We start from the raw sequence: 24,656 nt of genomic DNA, 5'->3' as shown, positions 1-24,656 counted from the left end.
GACACAGAAATGTATGTAATTGAGTTCCCGCAAACAAATGGACGGGCTGTTGTAGAGATTAATGATGAAGTTGCTCAGAAGATACGGGATGCAATGGTATTTAAATATGAGCAATATATTATGTCTATTGATTTTACTGATATATCAAGCCATATTCCTTATATTTATACAATGGAGAAAGAACGAATAATGAATAAAAAAGGATATCAGTACGCGTAAAAATGAATTCAAACTAGTGCCTTGAAAAATACCAAGGTACTAGCTGAATAATCTTATGAAGAGGAGATTTTTAATGCAAATACAGATTGTAAGTGTTGGTAAAGTAAAAGAAAAGTACATAAAGCTTGGCATTGCTGAGTTTGAAAAAAGATTGCGTCCTTATTGTAAATTAACAATGGACGAAGTAAGTGATGAGCAAGCCCCTGAGCAATTGAGTGATAAGGAACTGTATCAAGTGAAACAAAAAGAAGGAGAACGTATCTTAAACAAGATTAAACCGAATCAATATGTTGTTGCTCTTGATATACAAGGAGATAACTGGTCATCAGAACAATTGGCTAGTGAAATGGAGAAGCTGAGCATACATGGTAAGAGTCAAATTTCGTTTGTTATTGGTGGATCAAATGGATTAAGTGATGATGTTTTAAATCGCGCAGATCGAAAACTATCGTTCTCAAAAATGACATTTCCACATCAACTCATGAAACTAATCTTATTGGAGCAGGTATACCGTGCATTCAAAATACAGAAAAATGAACCTTATCATAAATGATTTATAAAGATAGTTTTCATATCCGAAGGCAGGGTATTTATAAAATATATCAAATTTCAATGTTACAATTCTGGGTTATAGCGGATTAATACATAGTGAATGGCTATTTTGGTTTTTTAGCAGATTCTAATATTTATACAAAATCCTTAGAAAACCCTTATAATTCAAGGTTTAAGGTTAAATTACAAAGAGGTACCTACGAAAAAAGTGCTGACTATTTCCATCTTTAGCCCATAAATTGAGAATAATAAGAGAAAAGCCAGTGTTGGCGCTATCTCTAGCACCTTCACTGACTTTCTTGAAAAAATTTTTTATAGATATCCTTTTTCTTTTAAACTAGTATACTTTTCATGACTGACGATGATATGATCCAAAATCTCGATACCCATCATCTTCCCAGCCTCGCCTAAGCGTTTTGTTACATTAATGTCTTCCATACTTGGTGAAACGTCTCCACTGGGGTGGTTATGCCCCACAATTGCACTTGCACAGCTACGGCGTACTAAATGATTGAACACCTCACGCGGATGTACGATACTAGCATTTAATGAGCCAACAAATACTGTCTCACGGAAGACTATCTGGTTTTTTGTGTTTAAGCCCAGAACCACAAAATGCTCCTGCTGCAAATATTGCATATCCTTTAGGTAATCATAAGCATCTTCAGGTGAGCGAATTGTAAATCTTTGTTCGACTGGGCAAGGGTTCATGCGGGCAAGTTGTAAAGCAGCAATGATTTGTTTGGCCTTTACTTTCCCAATACCTTTGATTTGTAGCAATTCATTCTCAGTTACAGCTAATAACCCCTGAATGGATGGGTAGCGGCTGAATAGTTCACTCACTACATAACTATCTTCCTTTTCACGAGTTGTTGTAGCTAATAGATTCCTAAAAGTGATTTTATCAATTGAATTGTTCATTATAAATTCCTCCATTATTTGTTTGATTGAATTAAAAAAGGAGAGACGCCATACGTCCCTCCCGATTGAGTAAATACTTGTTCTGCAATATACTGATGTTGAGCGAGACTTTTAGATGAGTTCATATGCCGATGAGCTCATCTATTTTTGTGCAATAAAAAAGCACATCGACCGCATTGCAATCCATGTGCTTTCAATCATTATAGTTTTGTTCATCCATCGTCCTCACCTCCTTCAGCATCAGTAAATCCTGAATAAAGTCTGATGCCTGTTTTTGGGTTAGCTGTGTACTACGCTCAACTCCAAAAGTCATCTTCATCAATTCCTTTGCAACATCTGTCGGCATGTCCATTTCATTGACGATACTGAAGATCTTTTGTAGTTGGGCTTTTGTTGTTTGTTCACCACCTCCTTTACTATCTTTTCTTTTTGCTTGTGGAAAATCTTCAATGTCTTGTGTGAAGATACCACTTGAACGTGTTGCAGATAGAACTGCATCAATCAACGCTCTCTTCTTTGCCATCTTTAATACGGTGTTGACTATTGTGTAAGGATCTTGTTGATGAAAAGAAGACTCTTTGCTATTGCATGAACCTAGGCCTTCAGCTTCAACGAGTCCATTGTCTTTGCGTATAAGCGTCATCTTCACTTCATAAGCAAATATACCTGTTTCCCATTGTTCAATACGATTTACGACATCTGCTGATTTCGAGAATCCAAATACATCGCATAGCTTTTCGGCACCTGGCTTAAGTAATGTAGGTTTTGAAAATCCATCTACTAAACCATAATCAACACCTTTCACCAGCACCTCTTCAACAAACGTTTGTAGTTCCACTACACGTCGTTTTGATTCAATAGTCGATACGACAATATTAGGTAGTGAAACTATTTCAGATTCATTATTAGAGAATGGTACTATATTGTCTCTTTGGGAATGCATACCTGATTTCATATGTTTCTCACCTCCTTTCAATAGATTAAGATTTTTTATTAATTACATCTGCAAGTTTGGATAATCCTTGTGATGTTTTCTTTACAAGAAACTTTCCTGCTTTATGATTTAATTGATTTCCTTTACTGACGGTTTTAGATGAGAATTCTAATGACTTAGTTATCAAGCTATGTGTAGAATGATTCATCTTTTCTAAGCTCTTAATAACGTTTAACAGTACATCTTCACCTCTTGATTCCAAGGTTTCAGCAGCATTGGTTAGTACATAAGAAATTCGCTCTTTAGTAGAAACATAGTTTTTCAAATCATCTTCATGTAATTTCTCAACTTCTAATAGAGCTGTTTGAATTTTACTTCTACAGGCTAGTAAATGAGATAGCCTTACGTAGTCATTGCATTCAATGGAATCAACTATCTCATCTTTAATCCTTTCATTTTCATTTAATAAAGATTGATAGATTGTTTTAATCTCTGGAATAGGAACTCCTTTCCCATTAATCAATTCATGATCAAGCCATAAGTTCTTCCGCATAATAAAATTCCTCCTAAAAGTTATTGGATAATCCTAATTATTTGTTGAAGTGGTGATAACCCTTGAGTGTTAACTTCAATACCAACCCATCTGACTTACTTTTCATAGTCAGAATGAGTCCATTATCCTCAAGTTCTGTTAGATTAACCTTTTGAATGTCATATTTCACTAGGAATATTGCAGGGATCCATTTGTTAAGTTTCTTAGCCTCAACAAGAATCTTTACCAATGAGTAGTTCATCTCCATTCCTCCTTTCATAGTGCGCTCCTCTCACCACGCATGTCGTCTCTGTAATGCAAAAAAACCGTTATCTATCCAAATGGATAAACAACGGTTTATACGAGGGGGTGGGGCATGAAACGGATGGGTACCCCCCTTTCATATATGAATGCAGGTGCATCGAGAAAATATATACAATTTTTCCCTACGCAGTTGTATTACTAAAGAACTACATATAGAATAAAGATAAAGTATAAAAAAAGTAAGAACACCGAGGTGATTCTATGGAAATTAAGGTATTTCAGAAGACTCAAAGGGATTTAGCGGCAATTATAAACCTTATAATAGATACATATTGGGAAGATGAAATAGATGAATCTAAGATGATTGAGCTTATCCAAAAGTTGTATGCAGCCAATACAAATAAATTTAAGAAGGAAGGCATTTATACAACAATCCTTCGACAGCAATGTGGTAAACGAAGGTTAGAAGTGGTTGATCAAGTTATCCATCAAGATATTGTAAGAGGATAGGTGGAGGAGGTTAAAATGGAATATTCAGCAGGATTTACGAAGGAAAAATGGTCTGAAAATGATATTGCCATTGTTCTCGAGCTATTGCAGAAACTTAACAATAAAAATCAAATTTTAGAAGAAATTATTGATAATAATCTTTTTCAATTAAGAAGTCCAGTCAGTATCAAGAATCGATTTAACATGGTATATAATCGTGCGAAGGCTTTAAATAACGATATGCAGCAGCATTTTTTGCAAGCGAATGATTATGATCGAAAAGCATTAACTCTATATTCGTTTTTACAGGTATATCGAATACCTTTAGAGTTTTACTTAGAAGTAATTATCTATAAATATGAACAGCAAGAACCATTATATAGAAACGATTTTCATTATTTTTTTGAAGCTAAAGCGAATATTAACGATAAAGTCAATCAATGGCGACCTGAAACAATAAAACGTCTCATCAGTACATTAATGTTATTTTTTAGGGAATCAAAGATGATTGAAAAGATTGACCAAACGAAATATAACGTAAATCCAATATATATTAGCCAAACTTTAAAAACTTATGCTGAGAGGGATATCCCATTACTATATTCCTTTACAGTTTTAGAAAAGGTGAATAAAGTATGAAATCAACATATGAACGATTGGAACAAATGGAAAAGCGGATTATACAAGATGGTTTCACAAACCCAAAAGGGATTGGAAGTGATATTCCACATTTTGTATTGGACTATCCTCCAGAAGATGAATTACAAGTACGCGTGTACATAAAGAATATGTTGAAGCGGGCTAAAATGAATATTAGAGAGGTAAATTTATTTGAGTTTTTGCTTTCGTTTTTTGATGAAGATGAGTTAGAAGAATTATTTGAAATGGAGGAAGAGGAAGGATTACAAGGTTTGATTGATGTATTTGAACCGATATTAAATGAGAGCAACACAATGATTCAACAGTTTAAAGATATTACTGAAGAGGCAGATATCATTTTTATAACAGGAGTTGGTTCTGCGCATCCGTTTTTAAGATCTAGTCAATTACTAAAGGCTATTTCTAGCAAAGGTTATAAGAAACCAATCGTCTTATTTTATCCGGGTGAATTTACAGGATTGCGACTAAAATTGTTTGGTATTCTTGACTATGAAGATGACTATCAATTATCACGAATTTCCTAGGGGGTATAGAAATGCAAATAAAGGATTTATTTCTAAAAGATATATTCCGTCCGATTAATAATGTTGTTCAAGCAGAACAGATAGAGGAAGATGTAGTTAAAACGGAATTGGATGAATATGTCTTGACAGAAGAAAGTGAACATTACTTAGAACGTTTTTATCGTAATTACCTAGCTGTATATGATCAACCATCTACTAAGGTAGGAGTATGGATATCTGGTTTTTTTGGATCTGGTAAATCCCACTTCTTAAAGATATTATCTTATTTGTTACATAATCAAACGATTACAGGTAAAACACCTGCTGATTACTTCCAAGATAAAACGGACAATCAAGAACTACTCAATATGATGAAACAAGTCTCTAAAAAGAGAACAGATGCCTTACTGTTCAACATTGATTCTCGTTCCACGTCTTCATCCAAGGATGCAGAGAAAGAAAGAATTATTGAAGTATTTTTAAGGGTATTTAATAATCATTTGGGTTATTCAGATACATTGTGGATTGCTGATATGGAACGTCAACTAGATAACGATGGAGCTTATGAAGCTTTTAAAAAGGCTATTCATGATCAAAACGGCTCGGCATGGGAAGAGTTCCGTTTGAAAATTAAACTTAGAAAAAAAAAGGTTATTCAGGCATTAGAAACAGTTGGTTATGATGCGGATACTGCAGAGAGTTTCTTTATTATGAGTCGTGAGTGGTTTTCTATTGATGCAGACTCAGTTGCCCAGTTGATAGCTGATTATTGTAAAAAACAAGGCCCAGATTATAGAATCGTTTTCCTGGCTGATGAGGTTGGCCAATACGTTGGTAATAATACTAACTTGATGCTAAATCTACAAACAATAACTGAAAGATTGGGTGACTTATGCCATGGTCAAGCCTGGGTGATAGTAACTTCACAAGAAAAGCTAGAAGCAACGGTTTCAGACCTTGATAGTACGAAAGACTTCTCAAAAATCCAGGGAAGATTTGAAACCAAAATTAACTTATCTAGTGCAAATACAGATGAAGTTATCAAAAAACGTCTATTAGAAAAAGAAGATATAGGTGCAGATACATTAAAAACGATTCATGATCAAGAAGGTAAATTAATTCATAATCGTTTAGCGTTTGATAAGCAGAATACACAGTTGCGTTCAGGCTATCGTTCAATTGATGAGTTTGTAGAGTTCTATCCATTTGTTCCATATCAAATTGAGTTATTACAAAAAATCTTTACTAAGATCCGTAATCTAGGGGAAGGTGGACAGCACACTTCACGTGGTGAGCGTTCATTACTTAAGGCATTTCAGGAAGCAGCACAATTAAATGCTGAGGAAAAAGTCGATAATATGGTAACTATGGCAGAATTTTATCCATCTATTCGTGATTATTTGGAGTCATCGATTACAAGTACGATATCAAGAGCCCAGGATCGAGCTAGAAATAATGAGGGTTTAGAAGAATACGATGTAAAGGTATTACAAGTGCTCTATCTAATCAAAGGGATTGATGATATAAAATCTACACCTAATAATATTGCAACACTTATGGTTGAGACAGTTTATGATGAACGTCAGCCTCTAGAATACCGTATAAAAAAGTCATTGAATAGACTCCAAATGGCAATGTTTATCGAACAACATGCTGACGGTTCTTATTCATTTTTATCAGATGAAGAACAGGAAATTAACCGTGAAATTAAAGGAGAAGATTATAATAGTACAGCTGTAAAAAAGGATTTGGGTGATCTTTTCTTTAGGTCAATGTATAGCAATATCAAGTATGAATATAAGTATAAAGATCAATCTAAACACTTTGATTACAATAAACGATTTGATAATTACGTGAAGGGTCAGATGAATCATGAATTAACGATGCAAGTTTTTTCTGAAGGCATGACAGATTCAGAGGCAGCTTTACAAGCTAACTCTGGTCACTTAATCATTCTTTTAAATAAAGACCTGGTCGCCGAAGCAGAAGGTGCTTTAGCCTATATTCAACAAGTGGAGAGCTATGTGCGCCGAAAACAGTCAGGCACAACTAGTAGGCAGCAAAAAAGGATTTATGAGGCCAAAATTGCTGAAGTTGATGAGTATGCAGACAAAGCAGAAGAGTTATTAAGTAAGGCTTGTGAGAATGCTGAATTTTATATCCAAGGACAACATCGCGACTTTAGTGGGACATTTGAGAGTAAAGTGAATCAAGCCATGGACATGCTGATTCGTAACACATTTACAAAGTTTCATTACATTGAGGAGCCTATATCATTTAAAAATAGTAAAAAAGAATGGATGCAAGTTGCTGAGAATCTAGGTCAACAAAGTCTATTTAGTGACTTAAACAAAAATGCAATTGATGAGGTAAAGCATTTCATAGAGGAGCTAGAACGTTCTCATGACCAACGGACATTAAAAGAAGTCGTACAAAAATATAAGGCAGTTCCTTTTGGATGGGAGGAACAAGATACTATTGGTATTTTAATGGGATTAATGAATGCCGGAAAAGTTCGCTTCACTTATGCTGGTGAATCATTTAATCCTAACTCTAATCAATTCTATGACCGATTAGAAAAGGTTTCTGAACGTGATCGTATACTGCTATTACCAATCGTTGAGATGGATCATCAAGTTAAACATGAGCTTATAGCCTTAGTCCGTGATTTCTTTTCTAATGCACAAGCGTATGATACCTATGATGCTTATGAAGAAGTTATACGTAAAAAGGTTGAGGAAGAATTTTTACAACCGATTGAAAAGATTCGAGAAAGAAGACGTCAACAAGATTCAAGAAGCGATTATCCTTACCCAGGTGAAAGCGACATAAGAACAGTTGTGAATGATACGCAAAAATTACTTTCTATTCGTGATCCTGAACAATTCTGCCGTGCGTTTATTCAATATGAAGATGATATAGAAAATTGGTATGACATTTTAGAAACGCTCCAGGGATTCTATGAGGGAAATCCTATAACTAAATTTGATGAAGCGGTTCAGGCTTTGAATGACTATAAGCAAGACTTAGAAATTATTCATAATGAAGAGTTAGAAGAAACCGCTCAACGTATAAAACAAATTTTATTACAGGAAGAACCAACTAAAGAAATAAGTCAATTGCCGAAGTTAACAGATGTTTTAAAGAATATAATTCAGGAAGAAACGAACAAACAAAAACAGGCTGTAATGGTTCAATCCGAAAAAATATTTATTAAACTTGAAAACCTAATCGATCAATATAACCAATATGAAAGCATTGAAGAATATATACAATCACGAAAAAATCAAGCAACTCAGCTTCATGAGAAAATCAAAAAAAGTGAACGTATATCTAGCGCTCGAATTAATCAACAACAGCTTAATGAGCTTTTCGAAGCAACAAAAATAAGAGCACGCCAGATGCTTAACGATTTAATAGATTACTCAGATATCGTTAAAAGACAACCAAAGAAAATAACAGAACAAGAATTATATAATTCCTTCTTTACTCATATGGATATGATTGAATCTGAAGAGGACTTAGAGCGTGCTATCGAATCATTGAAGAAAAGTTTAATAAAAGAGCTACAAACATACTATTTTATTAAAGTATAGATCGTGGGGCAGATAAATAATCTGCTCCTCTACTGAGGAGTGAAACAATGAATAAGGCAGAGCTAAAGAAATATGCTGTAGAATCTAGACGAGAGCTAATGGCCAAAGTCTCATTAAAAGCTGAACAATACGGTATTACCATGGATAATCAGGAATTAAAGATTGAAGAAAACTATGGTCAATTATTTGTAAATGATAACCCTTATCCAATTGAAAGAAAACATGCTTTTCATACGTTACAACAACGCTTAAAAACTGCTGGTTATGATCAGCTTATTGAAGAAGTTGCTTACACATGGTTTAACCGAATCATTGCGATTCGTTATATGGAAGTGAACAATTATTTACCAGACCGAGTAAATGTTTTATCGAGTAGTTCAGGTAAAAACGAACCAGATATTTTACTTCAATATGAAACGATGAACATAGATGTGAAACATCAACAGATAAAAGAGTGGTTACAGAAAGGTGAAAATGAACAAGCTTATCGTGCATTGTTTGTTGCTCAATGCAATAGTTTAAATGACAGTTTACCTACGTTATTTGAGAAAATAAATGACTATACAGAGTTATTACTTCCGGATTATTTGTTAGATAGTGAGTTTTTAATTAGAAAACTAGTCAGTAATGATGAATTGACTAAAAGTTTCAGTGAAGTAGAGGTAATAGGCTGGATTTACCAATATTATATTTCAGAACCTAAGAATCAAGTTTTTGCCAAATTAAAGAAAAATAAAAAAGTTGAAAAAAATGAAATTCCAGCCGTAACCCAGTTATTTACTCCTCAATGGATAGTAAAGTATATGGTAGAGAATTCTTTAGGCAAACTTTGGATAGAAACAAATCCAGAAACAAAAATAGTGGAATCGATGTCGTACTTTGTGGAATCTGCCAAGCAATATACTGAAGTAACTGAAGAAAATAAAAAAAATCGTTATAACACTATTAATATTGAAGAAATAACTATAATTGATCCTTGTGTAGGTTCTGGTCATATCTTAGTCTATGCTTTTGAGATACTTTATAAGATGTATGAAGAGAACGGTTATCCAAAACGTGACATACCTAAACTCATACTAGAAAAGAATTTATATGGCTTAGATATAGATCCGAGAGCTGCCCAATTAGCATCCTTTGCTTTGTTAATAAAAGCTAGAGAAAAAAGTAGAAGGATTCTTAAGGATGAAATAAACTTAAATATTTACGCTATTTCTGAATCTGATAACTTAGAAATAAATGCAATGGTGGATTTAATTGCTAAAAATAGTAGTGAAAAAGAAGAGTTATTAAGTATTTATAATATATTTATTAATGCTAAAAATTTCGGATCAATTTTAAGTGTACCAGATATAGATTTTAATAAATATATTGATCGTTTTCAGAGAATGGAGTCAAACGAAAAACAACTCTCAATTGAAGATTATGAAACCTACGAGCAGAAAGAATATTTTATTCACATTTTAAAGCAGGCAAAAATCCTTTCAACAACATTCGATATAGTAATTACAAATCCTCCATACATGGGTTCGCGTGGGATGAACCCCTCGTTAAAAAAATATTTAGAGAAAAATTTCAAGGATTCAAAAAGTGACATGTTTGCTGTTTTTATGGAAAGAATATCAAGCTTAATTAAAGATAATGGTTTTGCAGCTATGATTACAATGGAATCATGGATGTTCCTAACTAAATATGAGAAATTAAGAAAAAAGGTATTAGGTAATTATATATTAGAAAATGCAGTTCATATGCCCTATGAGGGAAGAGGAAAAACTAGTTTAGGTATTAACTTCGGAGCGGTTGCATTTACATTAAGAAATAGTGTTAACGAAAATTATAAAGGTGTATATCAATGTATTCGTTATAATGAAATTGACGAGAATGGTGTTCCGTTAAACTTTCCAAATGTGAACCAAAGATACAGTATTACAGATTATAGTAAGTTTAAAGGGATTAAGGGTTCGCCTATAACTTACTGGATTGGTGATAAAACGTTAAACGTTTTTTATAACAATCCTTCACTATCAGCAGGTATAGAGATTACGGGAAGTCAACATATAACAGCGAATAATGAAAAGTTTTTAAGGTTTCATTGGGAAGTTAGTGTAGAGGAGATCGGTAATAAATGGATTTCCTATGCAAAAGGAGGGAACTTTCGTAGGTGGTTTGGTAATAACCAACTAATTGTTGACTGGAGTAAAGAAGCTATTGATTTTTATAGAAAAAATAAAACATCTAATCTCTTGTCAGAAGAGTTTAGATTTAGAAAAGGAATAACGTGGACTGCAACCACAAATGGTAAATTCTCTGCCAGGTTACTAGAGCCTAGAGGGTTATTTGATAAAAAAGGCCCCGCATTATTTACTGAGGAAAACGATTTTTTATATGTACTTGGATATTTAAATTCTAAACCAGTTGGATATTTTTTAGATATGTTTAGTGGAACATCAGATTATCAAAATATTGATATTCAACGATTACCTCTTATAGAAGTTCCTTCAAAATTAAAGGAAAAAATAAATAACTTGGTTATTGAGAATATAAATCTCTCGAATAACGATTGGGATATGATGGAAATATCCCCAGATTATAAATCACATCCTTTCATTAAATTAAATGAAAGAACTAACTCTTTAGAAGGAATATACTCAAGACATGAAGGGATTTTACAAGAAAGATTCTTAACAGTTAAAGAAAATGAAGAAGAAATAAATAAGATATTTATTGAAATATATGGTTTAGAAGAAGAACTAAATAATAAGGTAGAAAAAGAAGAAGTTACACTGCTATTAAAAGATCGGGAAAGAGATGTTAAGTCTTTCTTATCTTACTTCATTGGATGTGTTATGGGACGATATTCCTTATATGTTGACGGCCTTTCATATGCAGGTGGTAGATTTGATGAATCCAAATATTCTAAATTCAAACCAAATAATAATGGTTTAATTCTATTAACTGATGATCATTATTTTGAAGATGATATTATTTCTAGGCTTAGAGAGTTTTTATCTGTAGCCTTTAGCCCAGATGCAGTTGACGTAAATATGCAGTGGTTAGCTGAATCGCTCAAATTAAAGAAAAATGAATCTACAGAAGAACGTCTACGAAGATACTTCTTAGATGAATTTTTCAACGACCATTGTAAAACATATCAAAAACAACCAATTTACTGGTTAGTCGACTCTGGAAAGCAAAAAGGGTTACGCACGCTTATTTATATGCATCGATATCAGTCAGATACAATGGCAATCATTAGATTTGAACACTTACAAGAAATTCATTCAAAATACCAAAATGAAATAGATATGATTGATACACGTTTAGTAAATCCAAGCCTATCGGCAAGTGATAAGCGCATCCTTGAAAAATCTAAATCAGCTTATCAGAAGAAGATCGAGGAATTACAAGAGTTTGATAAGAAATTAGCTACCTACGCCAATAAGCAAATTAATATTAATTTAGATGATGGTGTTAAAGTTAACTACGCACAATTTGGAAATGTACTTGCAAAGATCAAATAACTGAAAGAGGGGTCATTCTCCTCTTTCTCTTTACATAAAGAGGTGGAATCCGTGAATGTCATTGAAAGGCTAAAAGAGAGGATACAACAAGAGAAGAATATAAAAGAACGATCAATTGTTTTTTGGTATGACCCTCAATCACAAGTCAGTGTTGAGAAACTAAAGGAACAGTTCAACGACATTGACATTGAGATAAGACAATTAACCAAGCATAATTTTTTCCAGTTAAAAGTAGAGATTGAACTTCAACGACCAACAGAGTCATTTTTAATTTATTCCGATGAAGCGAAACCAAACGATAAAGATAACATGCTATTAGATATATTGTCATACGGTACTGAATTTAAAGCTGATGAAACTGCAATGTTATCAGAAACATTACAAGTATCAGATCAGGTATTACGTCCAATAATGGAACAATATCCTTTGTTCTTTGATAGTAAAGATCGGAAAAGTCGACTAAGCAAAATATTGCCTAAGGATACCGATAACTACCAGTTCGAGCTAAGTATGATGGCTGTTTTAGTGAAGGCCTCTGTACCCGATATACGTATGATTGTACGTCAACTGCTTTTAAGTGTGATACATATGGGAGAAAATGAGTTATTTAACCGATTAGAACGTAACTATTCACTAGAGCGAACTTTAGAATTTATTGGTCGCCATTTTGGTGTTTCTCTAGAAAGGGATAATGAACCTTTATTACAACTCTTAAATGTTCTTATTTATCAACACTTCCGGCAGAATGCAGGCTTTATTGTTGAGGATTGGGATACTAAATGGGCATCCTCATCACCTAACATCTGCGCATTATTTGTCGAAGAGTGGTTACAACACGATGGAGAAGTATTTGAAGAACATATTAAAGAATGGGAAAAAGTCCATCAAGTAAGAGATGTGTTATTAAAGCGCGATATAGAAAACTACCAGTTAGTTGAAACTTTCCCGGTTGTCGATGTACTGATCATTGAAAAATGCATCGATGAATTGATTCATCAAACAATTCATGTAGATGAACGGCTATCTTTAATTGAGCAACGTTTACATACGTATTGGGGATCAAAAGGTAAACTAAAAACACTTTATGAAACTCTATTTGATGTAATTCGGATTGAGAAGCTCAGACCTGTTGTTAATCGTATCCATCAACATGAAGATTTTTATGAAAATTATACAAAACATCTATATGAGATCGATTATGCCTATCGTCATTTTATGCATCATTATACACGCCTTGATGCGAAAGAAATGCTTGAAGAAATTGCTAATTACTTAACAAATTGGTACGAAAATGAATATCTTCGTAGAATATCAGAGGAAATGAATTTTAGGTTGCAAGATGGATATGTATCCAAACTAATGCCTCAACGAACATTCTTTTCTAAGTTAATTCACCCTATTTTGGAAAAAGAACAAACAAGGGTATTCGTTATTATATCGGATGCTTTGCGTTATGAGGCTGCATATGAACTTTATGAAAAATTAAAAGAACGAGAAAACGGAAAATCAAGTATTAATCCTATGGTAGCAAGTTATCCAACGTATACGCAATTAGGGATGGCATCTCTATTGCCTCATAAAGAACTTACAGCAGATGAAAAGAAAGGTATCTTGGCTGACGGACAATCAACGAAAGGCCTCGATAATCGACGTCGCATTTTAGAGTCAGTGGAGCCACATTCTGAAATGTTAAAGTTAAAGGAACTTTTGGATATGAAAACAAGTGAAGTTGACCAAGTGTTGAAAGGTAAAAGATTAGTGTATTTATATCATGATCACATCGATGCTCTTGGGGATTCTGCAAAGTCAGAACGCGAGACTTATAGAGCAGTACACCAAGCGATTTCAGATTTAGAGTATGCGGTTGATCGATTATCACGTCTTCAAGCGAAACGTATTTTTATCACAGCAGATCATGGATTTTTATTCCAATTTAAACAAATTGAAAACCATGGCAAGATACCAGCTGTTGAGGGACAAGTTATGGATCATAATCGTCGTTTTGCTATAGGGCATAATTTATCAGTTCCAGAAGGTTCGATTAAATTAACGGAACGACAAACGCCGATACAAAATGCTGATGTTGTTTTGGCAAAAAGTATTAATAGATTTAAAACTGGTGGAGGCCTTCAGTTTATTCATGGTGGTGCCTTACCACAGGAAGCGGTTGTCCCATTAATAGATTACCGTCGTATTGAAGCAGGAAAACCTGTTGATATTGCAGTTGCAATGATTAATAAAGTGATTACAAATTACCGTATTCCGGTTTCTTTCTATCAAGAGCAAAGTATTGCAGACAACTATACTTCACGAAAAGTAAATATAGCTTTTTACCAAGGTGAGGAACGAATCTCTAATGAAGTAGAACTCGTATTTGATTTAAAGGGAGAAAATCGCGACCGTAATAGGCAAGTAATATTTAATTTAGTCGAAAAGCATTACAAGATAGGTGAGTCATGTATTTTAAGAGTAGAGACTGTGACTAAGAAAGGTAAAGAAGTCTATCTGGAAGAGGAATTTACCTTACGATTATATGAAGCATTATATTAAGTTGAAAGGGAAATGGGGGTGTTACTTTTTGCTTAAAAAAGGAGAAATTGTCGGTGCATCTTTTTGGCCAGAAGCCGTTCAAATTAAACATGTTGAAAGCATAGATGATGATTTATATTTAGTAGAGGCTGTTGGGCGAGAGTCTAATCAATTCTTTGAAAACTACCTTGAGAAACATCAATTACAAGAAGTTGAACGTTATTCTGATGAAGATGCTTCAGATCAATTGAGAGATAGATTCCAACATTACTTACAATATCATGTGTTACGAACGGAGAAAGAATACTCACAATCACGGGCTCGAGGAAATAAAAATATGATTCCTTTACCACACCAAATTGAAGCGGTTTATAGCAAAATGCTACAAGCGCCTCAAGTCCGTTATCTATTAGCTGATGATCCTGGTGCAGGTAAGACGATTATGTCGGGTATGCTTATCCGTGAATTGAAGGCACGGAACATGATTCGAAAGACGTTGATTTTGGTACCACCTCTTGTATTGAAACAGTGGCAAACAGAATTAAAGGAAAAGTTTAATGAAGACTTCTTAATCATTACTCGTTCTTATTTGGATGCTTCAGGTGAACTGAATCCGTTTGATATGCACCAGCAAGTTATTGCGTCGATGTACTGGGCATCTAGAGAAGATATAAAAAACATGATTATTAACTCTCAGTTTGATTTAGTCATAGTTGATGAAGCTCATAAAATGGCTGCGTATACAGTAGGTCAAAAGAAACGCAAAGTGAAGCGGACAAAGATGTTCCAACTAGGTGAAAATTTGTTAAGACATACGGAGCATGCTCTTCTATTGACAGCAACACCTCACAAGGGGGATAAAGAAAATTTTCGTCATTTGATGAGTTTGATCGATCACGATATCTTCTCGCAACTTAATAGAAGTGATTCAATTCTAGAGAAAAGTAATCCATATGTTATCCGTCGACTAAAGGAAAATATGGTTAATTTTGATGGTACTCCCCTATTCCCTAAACGTACAACGACAACGTTAGGGTTTGACTTGAGTCCAGCAGAGTCTGATTTGTACGAATCTGTCACAGAATATGTTAGACATCACTTTAACCGTGCAAAACAGAATGATAAACCAAACGTTGCTTTTGCAATGATGATATTACAACGTCGATTAAGTTCATCTGTTGAAGCAATATATTTATCACTTGTACGTCGGAAAGAAAGCTTACAGAAGGCATTAGAAACAGGGCAAAAAGTAAATCAGATGACATTGGATTATGAAGACTATGAAGATAGTTCACTCGAAGAACAGGAATTGCTTGAAGAATATGCTGAAGGTGAATATGAAGAACTAGATTTAGATGAATTACAAGTAGAGATTGAAATGCTGGATCAATTAATTCGTAAGGCGAATGTCATCAGGCAAAGCCAAAATGAGCGCAAGTATCTTGAACTAGAGAAGACACTGTTTGGTGCAAGTGGATTGTTGGCACAAAATGAGAAGATTTTAATTTTTACTGAATCAAAAGACACACTTAATTATCTTGAGAAGAAATTGAAAGCATACGTTCCAGAGATAGCCAAGATTGTTGGTGACTTTTCTATGGATAGACGACAAGAGGAAGTTGAGAAGTTTCGAAATGATGTGCAAATCATGATTGCTACAGATGCTGGAGGAGAATCAATTAACCTGCAATTTTGTAACCAAATGGTTAACTATGATATTCCTTGGAATCCTAATCGTTTGGAACAACGTATGGGGCGTATTCACCGTATTGGACAGAAAAATGAAGTCTTTGTATTTAACCTTGTTGCCACAAATACACGTGAAGGAGACGTATTAATACGGTTACTTACTAAGATGGAACAAATGCGTGAAGACCTTGGACAAGACCTTGTTTATGATTTTATAGGTGAAGTACTTGAGGATCGCCAAGCAGATTTATCTTCGGTAATGGAACAAGCAATTACAGGTCGTGAGGATTTAGATGAGATAATTGCCAACATGGAAAAGACATTATCGGAAGAACACAAACGGCTATTAGAACTGGCTCAGAGTGAACGATTAGATGATAATTTTGATTTACCTGGGGCCAAGCGTTCATTTGATGGAGTTTCGATAAACAGTATTCCTAATCGTTTATACGGACACTTTGTAGTTGATGGATTAAAAAATACAAGAACGAGGTTGAATATTTCAGCAGATAACAAAACTGCCCGTATAGACCGTTTTCCTAAGCGCATTCGTGATTTTGCGCGAGATCAGAAATTGATGTTCAACTTTGATGATTCCATTCGTTTTGCCTTATCTTCATCTAAAGTATCGGATTCAATACCAATTCTAGAAAATGATAATCCGTTATTTAATTTAGTAATGAAATTAACAGCAAAAGAATTGCAACAAGCTGTACTACCACTCTATGAAGTGAAGGCATCGGTTTCAGAAGCTATGACAGTAGAACTAAATCAAGTGACAATTGTGGACGGTAATGGCCGTGAGCTCGAGCAAAAGTTAATGTTAACTGGTAAACGGGTAAACGATGAATTTATACAAATGTCACCCTATATGCTTTTTAATGAATCGTTGGATGTTAAAAATACGTATGACATAGAAGAACAGGATATTAAACGCCATGTGATTAAACATGCTAGGAAACTATTAAAGTCAATTCAACGTAAGCGCGAAGACTATGCCAATCGAAAAAGAGTTTTCTTGAGAAAGTCATTTGAGGATCAGATGGAAACCTTGCAAGAACGGTTGAAGAAGTACCAGGAAGAAAATGTAGAGGGTAAAAACAGTGCTTTGATTAACCAAACTTATGCACAAATAGATGAAATGGAGGATAGGAGTAAAGAACGTTTAACCGAAATTGATCGTCAACGATCTATTCAATTGAAGCCCATTAAAAGGATAGCGCAATTTAAGCTAGAACCAAATGGAATAGAAAATGGCCGTTTAATTCCAGAAGACTATTTATCTATGATTGAAGCACATGAATTAAAGCAGGGTAGGTTTAACGTAAGAGTTCAGCAGGCTTTTGGGTTAGTAGATTTTATCAGTGAAGAAGTTGATGGTGATAATCGACTTATTGTAATAACTAACGATATACATCAATTTAAGCAGCAGTTGATAGAGGAAGATTATCAAGTGATTAAGAGCCATGTATTTGTGTATGAAATAAGAGAAAGCGAAATTATTGAACATCAACTAAATCAAGGCACAATGTTTATTTAACGAGGGGGATTAACCATGAAGAGATGGTGGATGATTCGTGCGGGAGATAATAATGAATTAATTCCAATATGGAAGGACAAAGGTATTGCTTCCATTGGATGGCCTAAATTGGGAGATCCTAAACAATATCGTTCAAAGGAAGAAATGTTAACTAAAGCAAATACTGTATTTGCTGATAGTAAACCTAATACTAGAAAGAGCTGGATTAACCAGGTATGGCGTTTCAGCACAGAAATAAAGAAGGGTGATAGAGTTATCACTTATTTTAAAGAAACTAGAGAATATTTGGTTGGAACTGTAACTGAAGATCCTTTTTATAATGAGTCAATAGGGGATCCTGCATACCCAAATAATATAAGGGTGGAATGGGAAGAAACTACAGTTATTAGAGACACACTATCACAAGCAGCAAAGAATAGTTTAGGTTCGGTATTAACAGTGTTTCGTGTAGATGATTGGGGAAGTGAGATTGAAAGATTATTAGAGTACCCCTTTGTTGAACCAGAGGAAACAGATGAAGCTGAAGAAAGCGAAATAATAGAAGACTTGGTTAATAAAGCACTGGTAATGGTACAAGACAAAGTAGATAAACTTGACCCATGGCAAATGCAAGAACTGGTTGGAGGACTTTTGCAAGCGATGGACTACAATGTACGGGTAAGTCCAAAGGGGCCTGATGGTGGCGTGGATGTACTGGCTTATAAAGATGCCTTTGGATTTGAAAAGCCGATTATTAAAGTTCAAGTAAAGCATCGTAAGTCTTCTGCATCGGCACCAGAGATTCAACAGTTATTGGGGGCAAATCCGATTGATGCCAATAGTTTATTTGTTTCAACTGGTGGTTTTACATCACAAGCAGAAGCGGTTGCTAGACATAATTCTGTTAGGTTGGTAGATTTGGAGGAATTAGTAGATTTGGTTGTTAAGTGGTACGAGAATATGCCGAATGATGTTAGGGCGTTATTGCCTTTGCAGAAGATGTATGTGCCTGAGTGATTATTTATTGCGGCAATTCTAAGGGGGCTTTTCATGACAAGGTTGAGTGAAATTGAAAGATGCAAAGGTGCAAGGTTTTTAGTGAAATTTGTTAATCAGGAGTATTTAGGTATACTTCTGGATGGTAATTTATACATGAACACTTTAGGTCATTTTATAGAACAAGAAAAAAGGACAATGATACGGGGTCAGGGTGACAAGTACGAAGGAGCACATGTTTTTGGTGTTTATAATGTAAAAATTATCGATCCTAGAAATAATCAAGTCATTGCAACAGCTAATACAGGAACCTTAGAGGAAAGGTACGAGGGTGTAAAAGAAATACCTGTGTTTTGTTTTACAGCATTTTCCGCTAAAGATTTTAAGGTGATAGAGGAAAAGGAGGACTCTGTTTCTTTTGTATTAGACATTGATATTAAAGAAAAAAATAAAATACTAGAAAACTTTGGTGATAAAGCAGTATTACTTCCTAGTAACTTTATTAACTTGATTGAGGAGGAAGCTGATAGCCAAGGTCTAGAATATATTATTCGATCAGTACAATATAATGATTATTCTATTATTAATTCAGATCGCAAGAAAAAGTTTGAAGAGAAATCAGTAGAGATTATTATGTGGAAAGATAATTTTTTCGACTATCAGAGGGAAGTACGTTTTGCAATATTAAATCAGCCATCCCAAGTTCCAACAGAGTTTAACATGAAAAGTATTAGAGAACAGTCAGTCGTAATGGAAGCTGAGAAATTCTTACATGATTATTATGTTGAGATAAAGTTTAGAAATAATAACTAATATATTTGTTTCATTTGTTTAATGCCAAATAAAACCATTTAGTTGTAAAATGTTTTAATAAATCGGGAGGGGATAGGATGATTATTAAAGGTTATAAAGTTTTAAAAACATTAGGTGCGGGAAACTTTGGTACTACTTATTTGGTTGAAAAGGATAAATCACAATTTGCACTAAAATTAATTAGAGAAAATATGCTCGCTATGGGGGAAGACGATGCAAGAAGAATAGAAAGAGAAATAAGGATATTGAAAAGTGTCAACAGTAACCGTGTTTCTAAATATATAGATGATGGATTTTTTCAAGATGGTGAAGAAAAATATCGTTTTATTGTAATGGAATATGCTAATGGGATTAATTTAGATAGTTATCTTAAGGAAAATCGATCTCTATCCATTGATGTGGTGTCCAAACTTGCCCTTAGTATATTCGAATCTGTTAACGATATTCATCAATCAGGTGTAATTCATAGAGACTTAAAACCATCCAATATTATTTTAACTAGTAGCGACACTCTTGAGGTGAAACTACTTGATTTTGGGATATCTAAATTAATAGATGCTAGTACTTTAACAACCACAGGACAAGGGATGGGTACATTTGCTTATATGGCACCAGAGCAACTTAAATCGGCAAAAGATATTGATTATCGTGCAGATTATTATTCTATTGGTGCGATGATATATGAATTTCTTTCAGGTGAAAAGCCATTAAAAATGTCTAATCAATTAGAGGCAATTTATAAAATTATTAATGAACAACCAGAGCCGATAACAAATAAAGTTAGTAATATACCAATTGAATTATCAAAACTGGTTGAAACCTTACTTTTTAAAGAGCCATACCAAAGAAGTTTAACATACCAGGAAATTGAAACAATTTTAACGAACTGTGTAAAAAGAAAAGTAGAAAAAAAGGTGGGTTTTAGTTATAAACCATCTTCCTTAGAATTTATGCCTATTACACAAAATAATGATTCAAAGGTCATAAGCAAGATTATAGAAGAGCAAGAATTTGATGGTGCAGTATTTAATGCTCCACAATTAATTTTTTCAGATAAGAATTTTAAAGAAATTCGTGAAAAAAATGTTAGATTACTAATTGATCCATATACACAAGCGCTTGGATATTCAGCATTTACCTCAAAGAATACCTACAAAAAACTTCCTTATGTTATCCATAAAATAAAAAAAGAAACACCAAAAGATTTTAGAATGGCTATAACTATACAAAAGCGTGCTAAAGAATGTATAGACTTCCAGAGTTTTTATAATCCGGACATTTATATCTCCCCCTACCACTTTTACAATTCTGTAAATAGTGATTGGATTAATGTGGATATAAATGTTTATAACGAATCAAGGGTTTATCTTGAATCTAAAGGGTTAAATAAACCTATTTATTATGGAATATCACTAGACATTGAAAAATATGAGGATATTGATGATATAGAAAGTTTAGTTAATGTTATATCTTCTTCACAACCACATGGTTACTATCTACAAATAGCTGGAGATTTTGATTCACTAAATAGTAATCATTATTATTCATATGCATATCTAGTTAAGCTTTTAAGTTTTACTAATAAAGAGATAATTGTTTCAAGAGTAAACGACTTCTCATTAGGGCTTACCGCTCTTGGAGTGAATTCTATAGCCACGAGTCTTGGACAAGGTGACAGTTTTAAAGAAGATTTTTTAAATAGACAAGATAGTGGGGGTTCTCCCCGTAGATATTATATTGAAGGATTAATGGGGTTATATAATAAGAATATCCTCAGTGATATCATTTCAACTGGAACGGGAAGAGAGCTAATTTGCGATTGCGAGTATTGCGAGGCTTCACCAAATGTAGATAAACTTTTGGAATTTAATAATTGTATCCAACATCATTATATTACTAAAAAAAGACAAATGAATAGTTATTCGATTTTGTCTAATCAGGAACGAGTAAGGAAGTTTATAGATTCCACTGAACAAGCAAAGTTGTACATTAAAGAAATAAATAAAGAGAAGAAAATTAAAGGATTAAGCTACAAACATTTGGACGTTTGGAAAGAGGTTATATTAGAAGTTTCAAAAGTTGACTCTCCCCAAAGCGTCGGTCTTTAAATTTTATTTTGTAGCAAATATTCAGCAACTCTATATCTCATGGTAGGGTCTGAAGGGGGGGTTTCTTTTGGAGATAAAACTTCCTTTACTTTAGATCCTACCGAAATTAGCCCTATATTATAATGTTTAAACTCTTCTATGGTAGCTCTGTGTATAAATTCTTGATCTAATGCTACATAAGACTTTCTTGCAAACTTTTGATATCTAATCGCTTGTTCTAATGCCGTTTGCCAATTACTGAGCTTTCCTTCTATAGCCGTTACATCACTATTAAATAAAGTGAAGTCTTTATTTCTATAATAGGTATAACCATCGTTAAAGATTGCATTAGCATTTATTAAATTTCTTAATATCTTATATTTTAGTGTTGCCTCTGAAATATAATGATTATTTAATATTTCGGAGAAAGTTGCTCCTTTTCGTTTTCGCCTTAAATATGTAAAAATCTTAATTTCGTCATTGGATTGTAAGAAAAGTCCGTTTCTTGACTTACAGAAATCATTAAAAGCCTTCTTATTTTTTATAATTACTAAATCTGCTCTTCCATAACCACACTCTACCTCGGTAAAAGCTAATTTATTTTTAAATTGATCTAACAAGCGTTGTATCAATTGTTCTTCGGTATCGAACATAAAGGGAATGCTCCTTTGTGCAGCGTAATAATTCATAAATAATTATAACAGACACAAATAAATAATAAATGTTTTTAAATAGGTAGGCGCTTTACCATTATGGGAAATTTTCTAGTATGGTATAAGATTTAGAGTAAGTAACTTACTTGGGTGAGAAATGGTATGATTAAATGAGAGTAATATCGTCCTTTGCTAAAGATGTAGATGCAAGAAAAATACATACCTGCACATTCATGTTAAATATAAACATAATCAAGGTACTATGTAATAGTTATCATTGGAGGATAATTTATGATTAATCTAGAATACGATACCTGGAACAATGTCTGTGAAGGGATTTTTAAACAAAGTAAGCAATCTCTAAACAAATATCTACAACTGTATCCTTTTTCTACTTTAACTGATGATGAAAAGGAGTTAATTAAAAGTGAAGAGTTCTTTTATAAGTTTATTAATAATGGCGCTCTTTTTAAGAATAAACTAGTTTTTGACTTTCCACGGCACTATATTCAAAAGAATAATAGCTCATTTAGAAATTCTAAGTTGGTATCTCCAATAATTTATATTTATTTGGAATGTATAGGGTATCATGTATGTAAGGCGTACATTAAGGATTCGACTACAACAAGGTGTTACTATGCAGGAAATATACATGAACTAGATTTTCATTACCAAAGAAGCTATGAGCGTTATTATGCTGATGTTAATGAATGCTCTCAACGATACCGTTATTACTATAAGTTTGATGTTACCAATTTTTTTGATAGTCTGGATATTAACATCTTATTTGACCACATAAATAGAAAATCTACTATTATAGATTCAAGGACAGCATTAATCTATAAACGATTACTGCAATCAATTGGAAGTGGAAAGTATCCTACTATAGAAAAATCATGTTCACTATCATTCTTAGCAACATATGTTTACTTAGATCTGTTTGATAGTAAACTAGAAGGGTTTTTAGGTGATCTCCATGACATTGAAGACTTCCAGATTATTAGATATGTGGATGATCTTTTTATCTTCTTTAATACAAGTGAAGACTTGTTAAATGAAGTTGTCTCTACTATAAAAAACTTCGTTATTCATAATTATAGAGAGGTTAACTTGAATTTAAACGAGCAGAAAAGTAATTATGGATCTTCTAATGATATAAGTGAGGAACTAAGTGTCGCATTATATGATCATTATGTTAATGAGCAAGATATAGATATACCAAGTATGTTTGACGAGAATAACATTAAAGTATTTGTAGATAAATTGTATGAAATTGCCAGAGAAAGATTGCATAACCACGACCGCTATAGAGAAATAAAAGATAAGGTTTTTACCATACCTGATGTACAGTATTCGTCTGATGAGGTATTTCGATACTTAATTTACTACAGAAAAGGAATATTTAATGATGCAGGGCTCATAAGTAAATTAAAAAGGTTGTTAAGACGGGATTACAAGATAATTAAGTACGATACTAAAAATCTAATTAATATGATATTAAACACATCTGATGGGGATTTGATAAAGTTTTTCTTGAATGAGATATTTCGAAATAATAGTTTAGATTCATTTGACATTGCTATAGTTATAAATTATTTGATATTGAGGAATTTCCGAAATCAGGATCTACTAAATAAACTTGCTGAATATGAACCTGATATTTATAAATATATTAACATGTATTGTAAAAAATCCTTTGTAGAATCACTAATTGAGGAAGGCAACAACAGTTACATAAACCTAATTTTTGAGGATCATTACAATTTTAATAATGATTTAAAAGTCTGGTATATATACTTTATGTACAGACATTACAAGAATAGTAACGATATTTTAGAAGCATTTTCATATTATAAATCATATTTTGATAGGGTTACTGCACTGCTGATGCATTATAAGAGTATCGAACAAACTGGAAGAGGAAATCCCAATTACAAAAGGTATTATAATAAAAATCAAATAATAGGTGACTATAAAAAATTTAACTTGCAGCTGAATAATACAGATCTTGAGAACTTAATTAAGAAAGCCCATGATTTAAGAAATCACAATCCGATAAACCATGCAAGTGCTGAAGTAATGGACGATGAAACATTAAATGTTGAGGAAATTGAAATTGTCATCGATAATCTAGAACACTTATTAGAAGAGGCATTTTCGAGTGAAGTTATGAATGAATAAA

18 protein-coding genes are annotated in these 24,656 nt (G+C 33.4%); 13 read left to right on the top strand and 5 right to left on the bottom strand.

All coding sequences use genetic code 11. From position 1 onward, the window contains the following. Positions 1-9 precede the first annotated feature (9 nt). Positions 10-219, top strand: a complete 210-nt coding sequence (locus LCM23_RS10900; RefSeq protein ID WP_224936985.1) for a hypothetical protein — start codon at positions 10-12, stop codon at positions 217-219. Between the two features lie 73 nt (positions 220-292). Then, positions 293-772 carry a 23S rRNA (pseudouridine(1915)-N(3))-methyltransferase RlmH gene (gene rlmH / locus LCM23_RS10895; RefSeq protein WP_224936984.1) on the top strand — a complete coding sequence of 160 codons (480 nt, stop codon included), beginning with the start codon at positions 293-295 and terminating at the stop codon, positions 770-772. A gap of 311 nt (positions 773-1,083) precedes the next feature. Here the strand turns inward: rlmH and radC are convergent, their stop codons facing one another. The 4 genes from radC to LCM23_RS10875 form a co-directional block, all read right to left on the bottom strand. Continuing rightward, the gene (radC, locus tag LCM23_RS10890) at positions 1,084-1,692 is read right to left on the bottom strand and encodes a RadC family protein (RefSeq protein WP_224936983.1); all 609 of its coding nucleotides are present in this window, start codon (positions 1,690-1,692) and stop codon (positions 1,084-1,086) included. 193 nt (positions 1,693-1,885) lie between these two features. Beyond that, on the bottom strand, positions 1,886-2,647 hold the full coding sequence (locus LCM23_RS10885; protein WP_224936982.1) for a hypothetical protein: 762 nt from the start codon (positions 2,645-2,647) through the stop codon (positions 1,886-1,888). Positions 2,648-2,672: 25 nt separating this feature from the next. Then, positions 2,673-3,179: a hypothetical protein gene (locus tag LCM23_RS10880; protein WP_224936981.1), complete on the bottom strand. Its 507-nt coding sequence runs from the start codon at positions 3,177-3,179 to the stop codon at positions 2,673-2,675. Positions 3,180-3,216: 37 nt separating this feature from the next. Then, on the bottom strand, positions 3,217-3,420 hold the full coding sequence (locus LCM23_RS10875) for a hypothetical protein (protein WP_224936980.1): 204 nt from the start codon (positions 3,418-3,420) through the stop codon (positions 3,217-3,219). Between the two features lie 263 nt (positions 3,421-3,683). On the opposite strand from LCM23_RS10875, the gene LCM23_RS10870 reads away from it, so the two are divergent. From LCM23_RS10870 to LCM23_RS10825, 10 genes are all read left to right on the top strand, one after another. Continuing rightward, positions 3,684-3,932 carry a TIGR04540 family protein gene (locus tag LCM23_RS10870; RefSeq protein ID WP_224936979.1) on the top strand — a complete coding sequence of 83 codons (249 nt, stop codon included), beginning with the start codon at positions 3,684-3,686 and terminating at the stop codon, positions 3,930-3,932. A 15-nt stretch (positions 3,933-3,947) separates the two neighbouring features. Next, positions 3,948-4,550: a DUF1819 family protein gene (locus LCM23_RS10865; protein ID WP_224936978.1), complete on the top strand. Its 603-nt coding sequence runs from the start codon at positions 3,948-3,950 to the stop codon at positions 4,548-4,550. Next, positions 4,547-5,095 (top strand): BREX protein BrxB domain-containing protein, encoded by a 549-nt coding sequence (locus LCM23_RS10860; RefSeq protein WP_224936977.1) that lies wholly within the window; start codon positions 4,547-4,549, stop codon positions 5,093-5,095. The genes LCM23_RS10865 and LCM23_RS10860 overlap by 4 nt, the downstream gene beginning before the upstream one ends. Positions 5,096-5,106: 11 nt before the next feature. Next, a complete protein-coding gene (gene brxC / locus LCM23_RS10855; protein ID WP_224936976.1) occupies positions 5,107-8,670 on the top strand; it encodes a BREX system P-loop protein BrxC in 3,564 nt (1,187 codons plus the stop codon). A 47-nt stretch (positions 8,671-8,717) separates the two neighbouring features. Continuing rightward, positions 8,718-12,188, top strand: a complete 3,471-nt coding sequence (gene pglX / locus LCM23_RS10850; protein WP_224936975.1) for a BREX-1 system adenine-specific DNA-methyltransferase PglX — start codon at positions 8,718-8,720, stop codon at positions 12,186-12,188. A 51-nt stretch (positions 12,189-12,239) separates the two neighbouring features. Further along, on the top strand, positions 12,240-14,738 hold the full coding sequence (pglZ, locus tag LCM23_RS10845) for a BREX-1 system phosphatase PglZ type A (protein ID WP_224936974.1): 2,499 nt from the start codon (positions 12,240-12,242) through the stop codon (positions 14,736-14,738). A gap of 28 nt (positions 14,739-14,766) precedes the next feature. Further along, entirely contained in the window at positions 14,767-17,946 is a 3,180-nt protein-coding gene (locus LCM23_RS10840) for a DEAD/DEAH box helicase (protein WP_224936973.1), read from the top strand. 15 nt (positions 17,947-17,961) lie between these two features. After that, the gene (locus LCM23_RS10835; protein WP_224936972.1) at positions 17,962-18,942 is read left to right on the top strand and encodes a restriction endonuclease; all 981 of its coding nucleotides are present in this window, start codon (positions 17,962-17,964) and stop codon (positions 18,940-18,942) included. Between the two features lie 33 nt (positions 18,943-18,975). Then, entirely contained in the window at positions 18,976-19,734 is a 759-nt protein-coding gene (locus tag LCM23_RS10830; RefSeq protein WP_224936971.1) for a hypothetical protein, read from the top strand. Positions 19,735-19,811: 77 nt separating this feature from the next. Beyond that, positions 19,812-21,842, top strand: a complete 2,031-nt coding sequence (locus LCM23_RS10825) for a serine/threonine-protein kinase (protein ID WP_224936970.1) — start codon at positions 19,812-19,814, stop codon at positions 21,840-21,842. Here LCM23_RS10825 and LCM23_RS10820 read toward each other — a convergent pair. Next, positions 21,839-22,474 carry a hypothetical protein gene (locus LCM23_RS10820; RefSeq protein WP_224936969.1) on the bottom strand — a complete coding sequence of 212 codons (636 nt, stop codon included), beginning with the start codon at positions 22,472-22,474 and terminating at the stop codon, positions 21,839-21,841. The genes LCM23_RS10825 and LCM23_RS10820 overlap by 4 nt on opposite strands. 291 nt (positions 22,475-22,765) lie before the next feature. Between LCM23_RS10820 and LCM23_RS10815 the strand changes: the two genes are divergently transcribed. Next, positions 22,766-24,655 carry an AbiA family abortive infection protein gene (locus tag LCM23_RS10815; RefSeq protein WP_224936968.1) on the top strand — a complete coding sequence of 630 codons (1,890 nt, stop codon included), beginning with the start codon at positions 22,766-22,768 and terminating at the stop codon, positions 24,653-24,655. The last annotated feature ends 1 nt before the right edge of the window (position 24,656 follow it).

It is taken from the genome of Cytobacillus kochii, assembly GCF_020171845.1.
In the GTDB taxonomy this organism is placed as follows: domain Bacteria; phylum Bacillota; class Bacilli; order Bacillales; family Cytobacillaceae; genus Cytobacillus; species Cytobacillus kochii.
The sequence above is the reverse complement of the archived record's forward strand: the minus strand, read 5'-3'. Positions and strand labels throughout refer to the sequence as shown.

Excerpts from the sequence above, each read along its gene's own strand:
- LCM23_RS10900 (WP_224936985.1), top strand. The coding sequence starts at position 10 with ATGTATGTAATTGAGTTCCCGCAAACAAATGGACGGGCTGTTGTAGAG.
- rlmH (WP_224936984.1), top strand. The coding sequence starts at position 293 with ATGCAAATACAGATTGTAAGTGTTGGTAAAGTAAAAGAAAAGTACATA.
- radC (WP_224936983.1), bottom strand. The coding sequence starts at position 1,692 with ATGAACAATTCAATTGATAAAATCACTTTTAGGAATCTATTAGCTACA.
- LCM23_RS10885 (WP_224936982.1), bottom strand. The coding sequence starts at position 2,647 with ATGAAATCAGGTATGCATTCCCAAAGAGACAATATAGTACCATTCTCT.
- LCM23_RS10880 (WP_224936981.1), bottom strand. The coding sequence starts at position 3,179 with ATGCGGAAGAACTTATGGCTTGATCATGAATTGATTAATGGGAAAGGA.
- LCM23_RS10875 (WP_224936980.1), bottom strand. The coding sequence starts at position 3,420 with ATGAACTACTCATTGGTAAAGATTCTTGTTGAGGCTAAGAAACTTAAC.
- LCM23_RS10870 (WP_224936979.1), top strand. The coding sequence starts at position 3,684 with ATGGAAATTAAGGTATTTCAGAAGACTCAAAGGGATTTAGCGGCAATT.
- LCM23_RS10865 (WP_224936978.1), top strand. The coding sequence starts at position 3,948 with ATGGAATATTCAGCAGGATTTACGAAGGAAAAATGGTCTGAAAATGAT.
- LCM23_RS10860 (WP_224936977.1), top strand. The coding sequence starts at position 4,547 with ATGAAATCAACATATGAACGATTGGAACAAATGGAAAAGCGGATTATA.
- brxC (WP_224936976.1), top strand. The coding sequence starts at position 5,107 with ATGCAAATAAAGGATTTATTTCTAAAAGATATATTCCGTCCGATTAAT.
- pglX (WP_224936975.1), top strand. The coding sequence starts at position 8,718 with ATGAATAAGGCAGAGCTAAAGAAATATGCTGTAGAATCTAGACGAGAG.
- LCM23_RS10835 (WP_224936972.1), top strand. The coding sequence starts at position 17,962 with ATGAAGAGATGGTGGATGATTCGTGCGGGAGATAATAATGAATTAATT.
- LCM23_RS10830 (WP_224936971.1), top strand. The coding sequence starts at position 18,976 with ATGACAAGGTTGAGTGAAATTGAAAGATGCAAAGGTGCAAGGTTTTTA.
- LCM23_RS10825 (WP_224936970.1), top strand. The coding sequence starts at position 19,812 with ATGATTATTAAAGGTTATAAAGTTTTAAAAACATTAGGTGCGGGAAAC.
- LCM23_RS10820 (WP_224936969.1), bottom strand. The coding sequence starts at position 22,474 with ATGTTCGATACCGAAGAACAATTGATACAACGCTTGTTAGATCAATTT.
- LCM23_RS10815 (WP_224936968.1), top strand. The coding sequence starts at position 22,766 with ATGATTAATCTAGAATACGATACCTGGAACAATGTCTGTGAAGGGATT.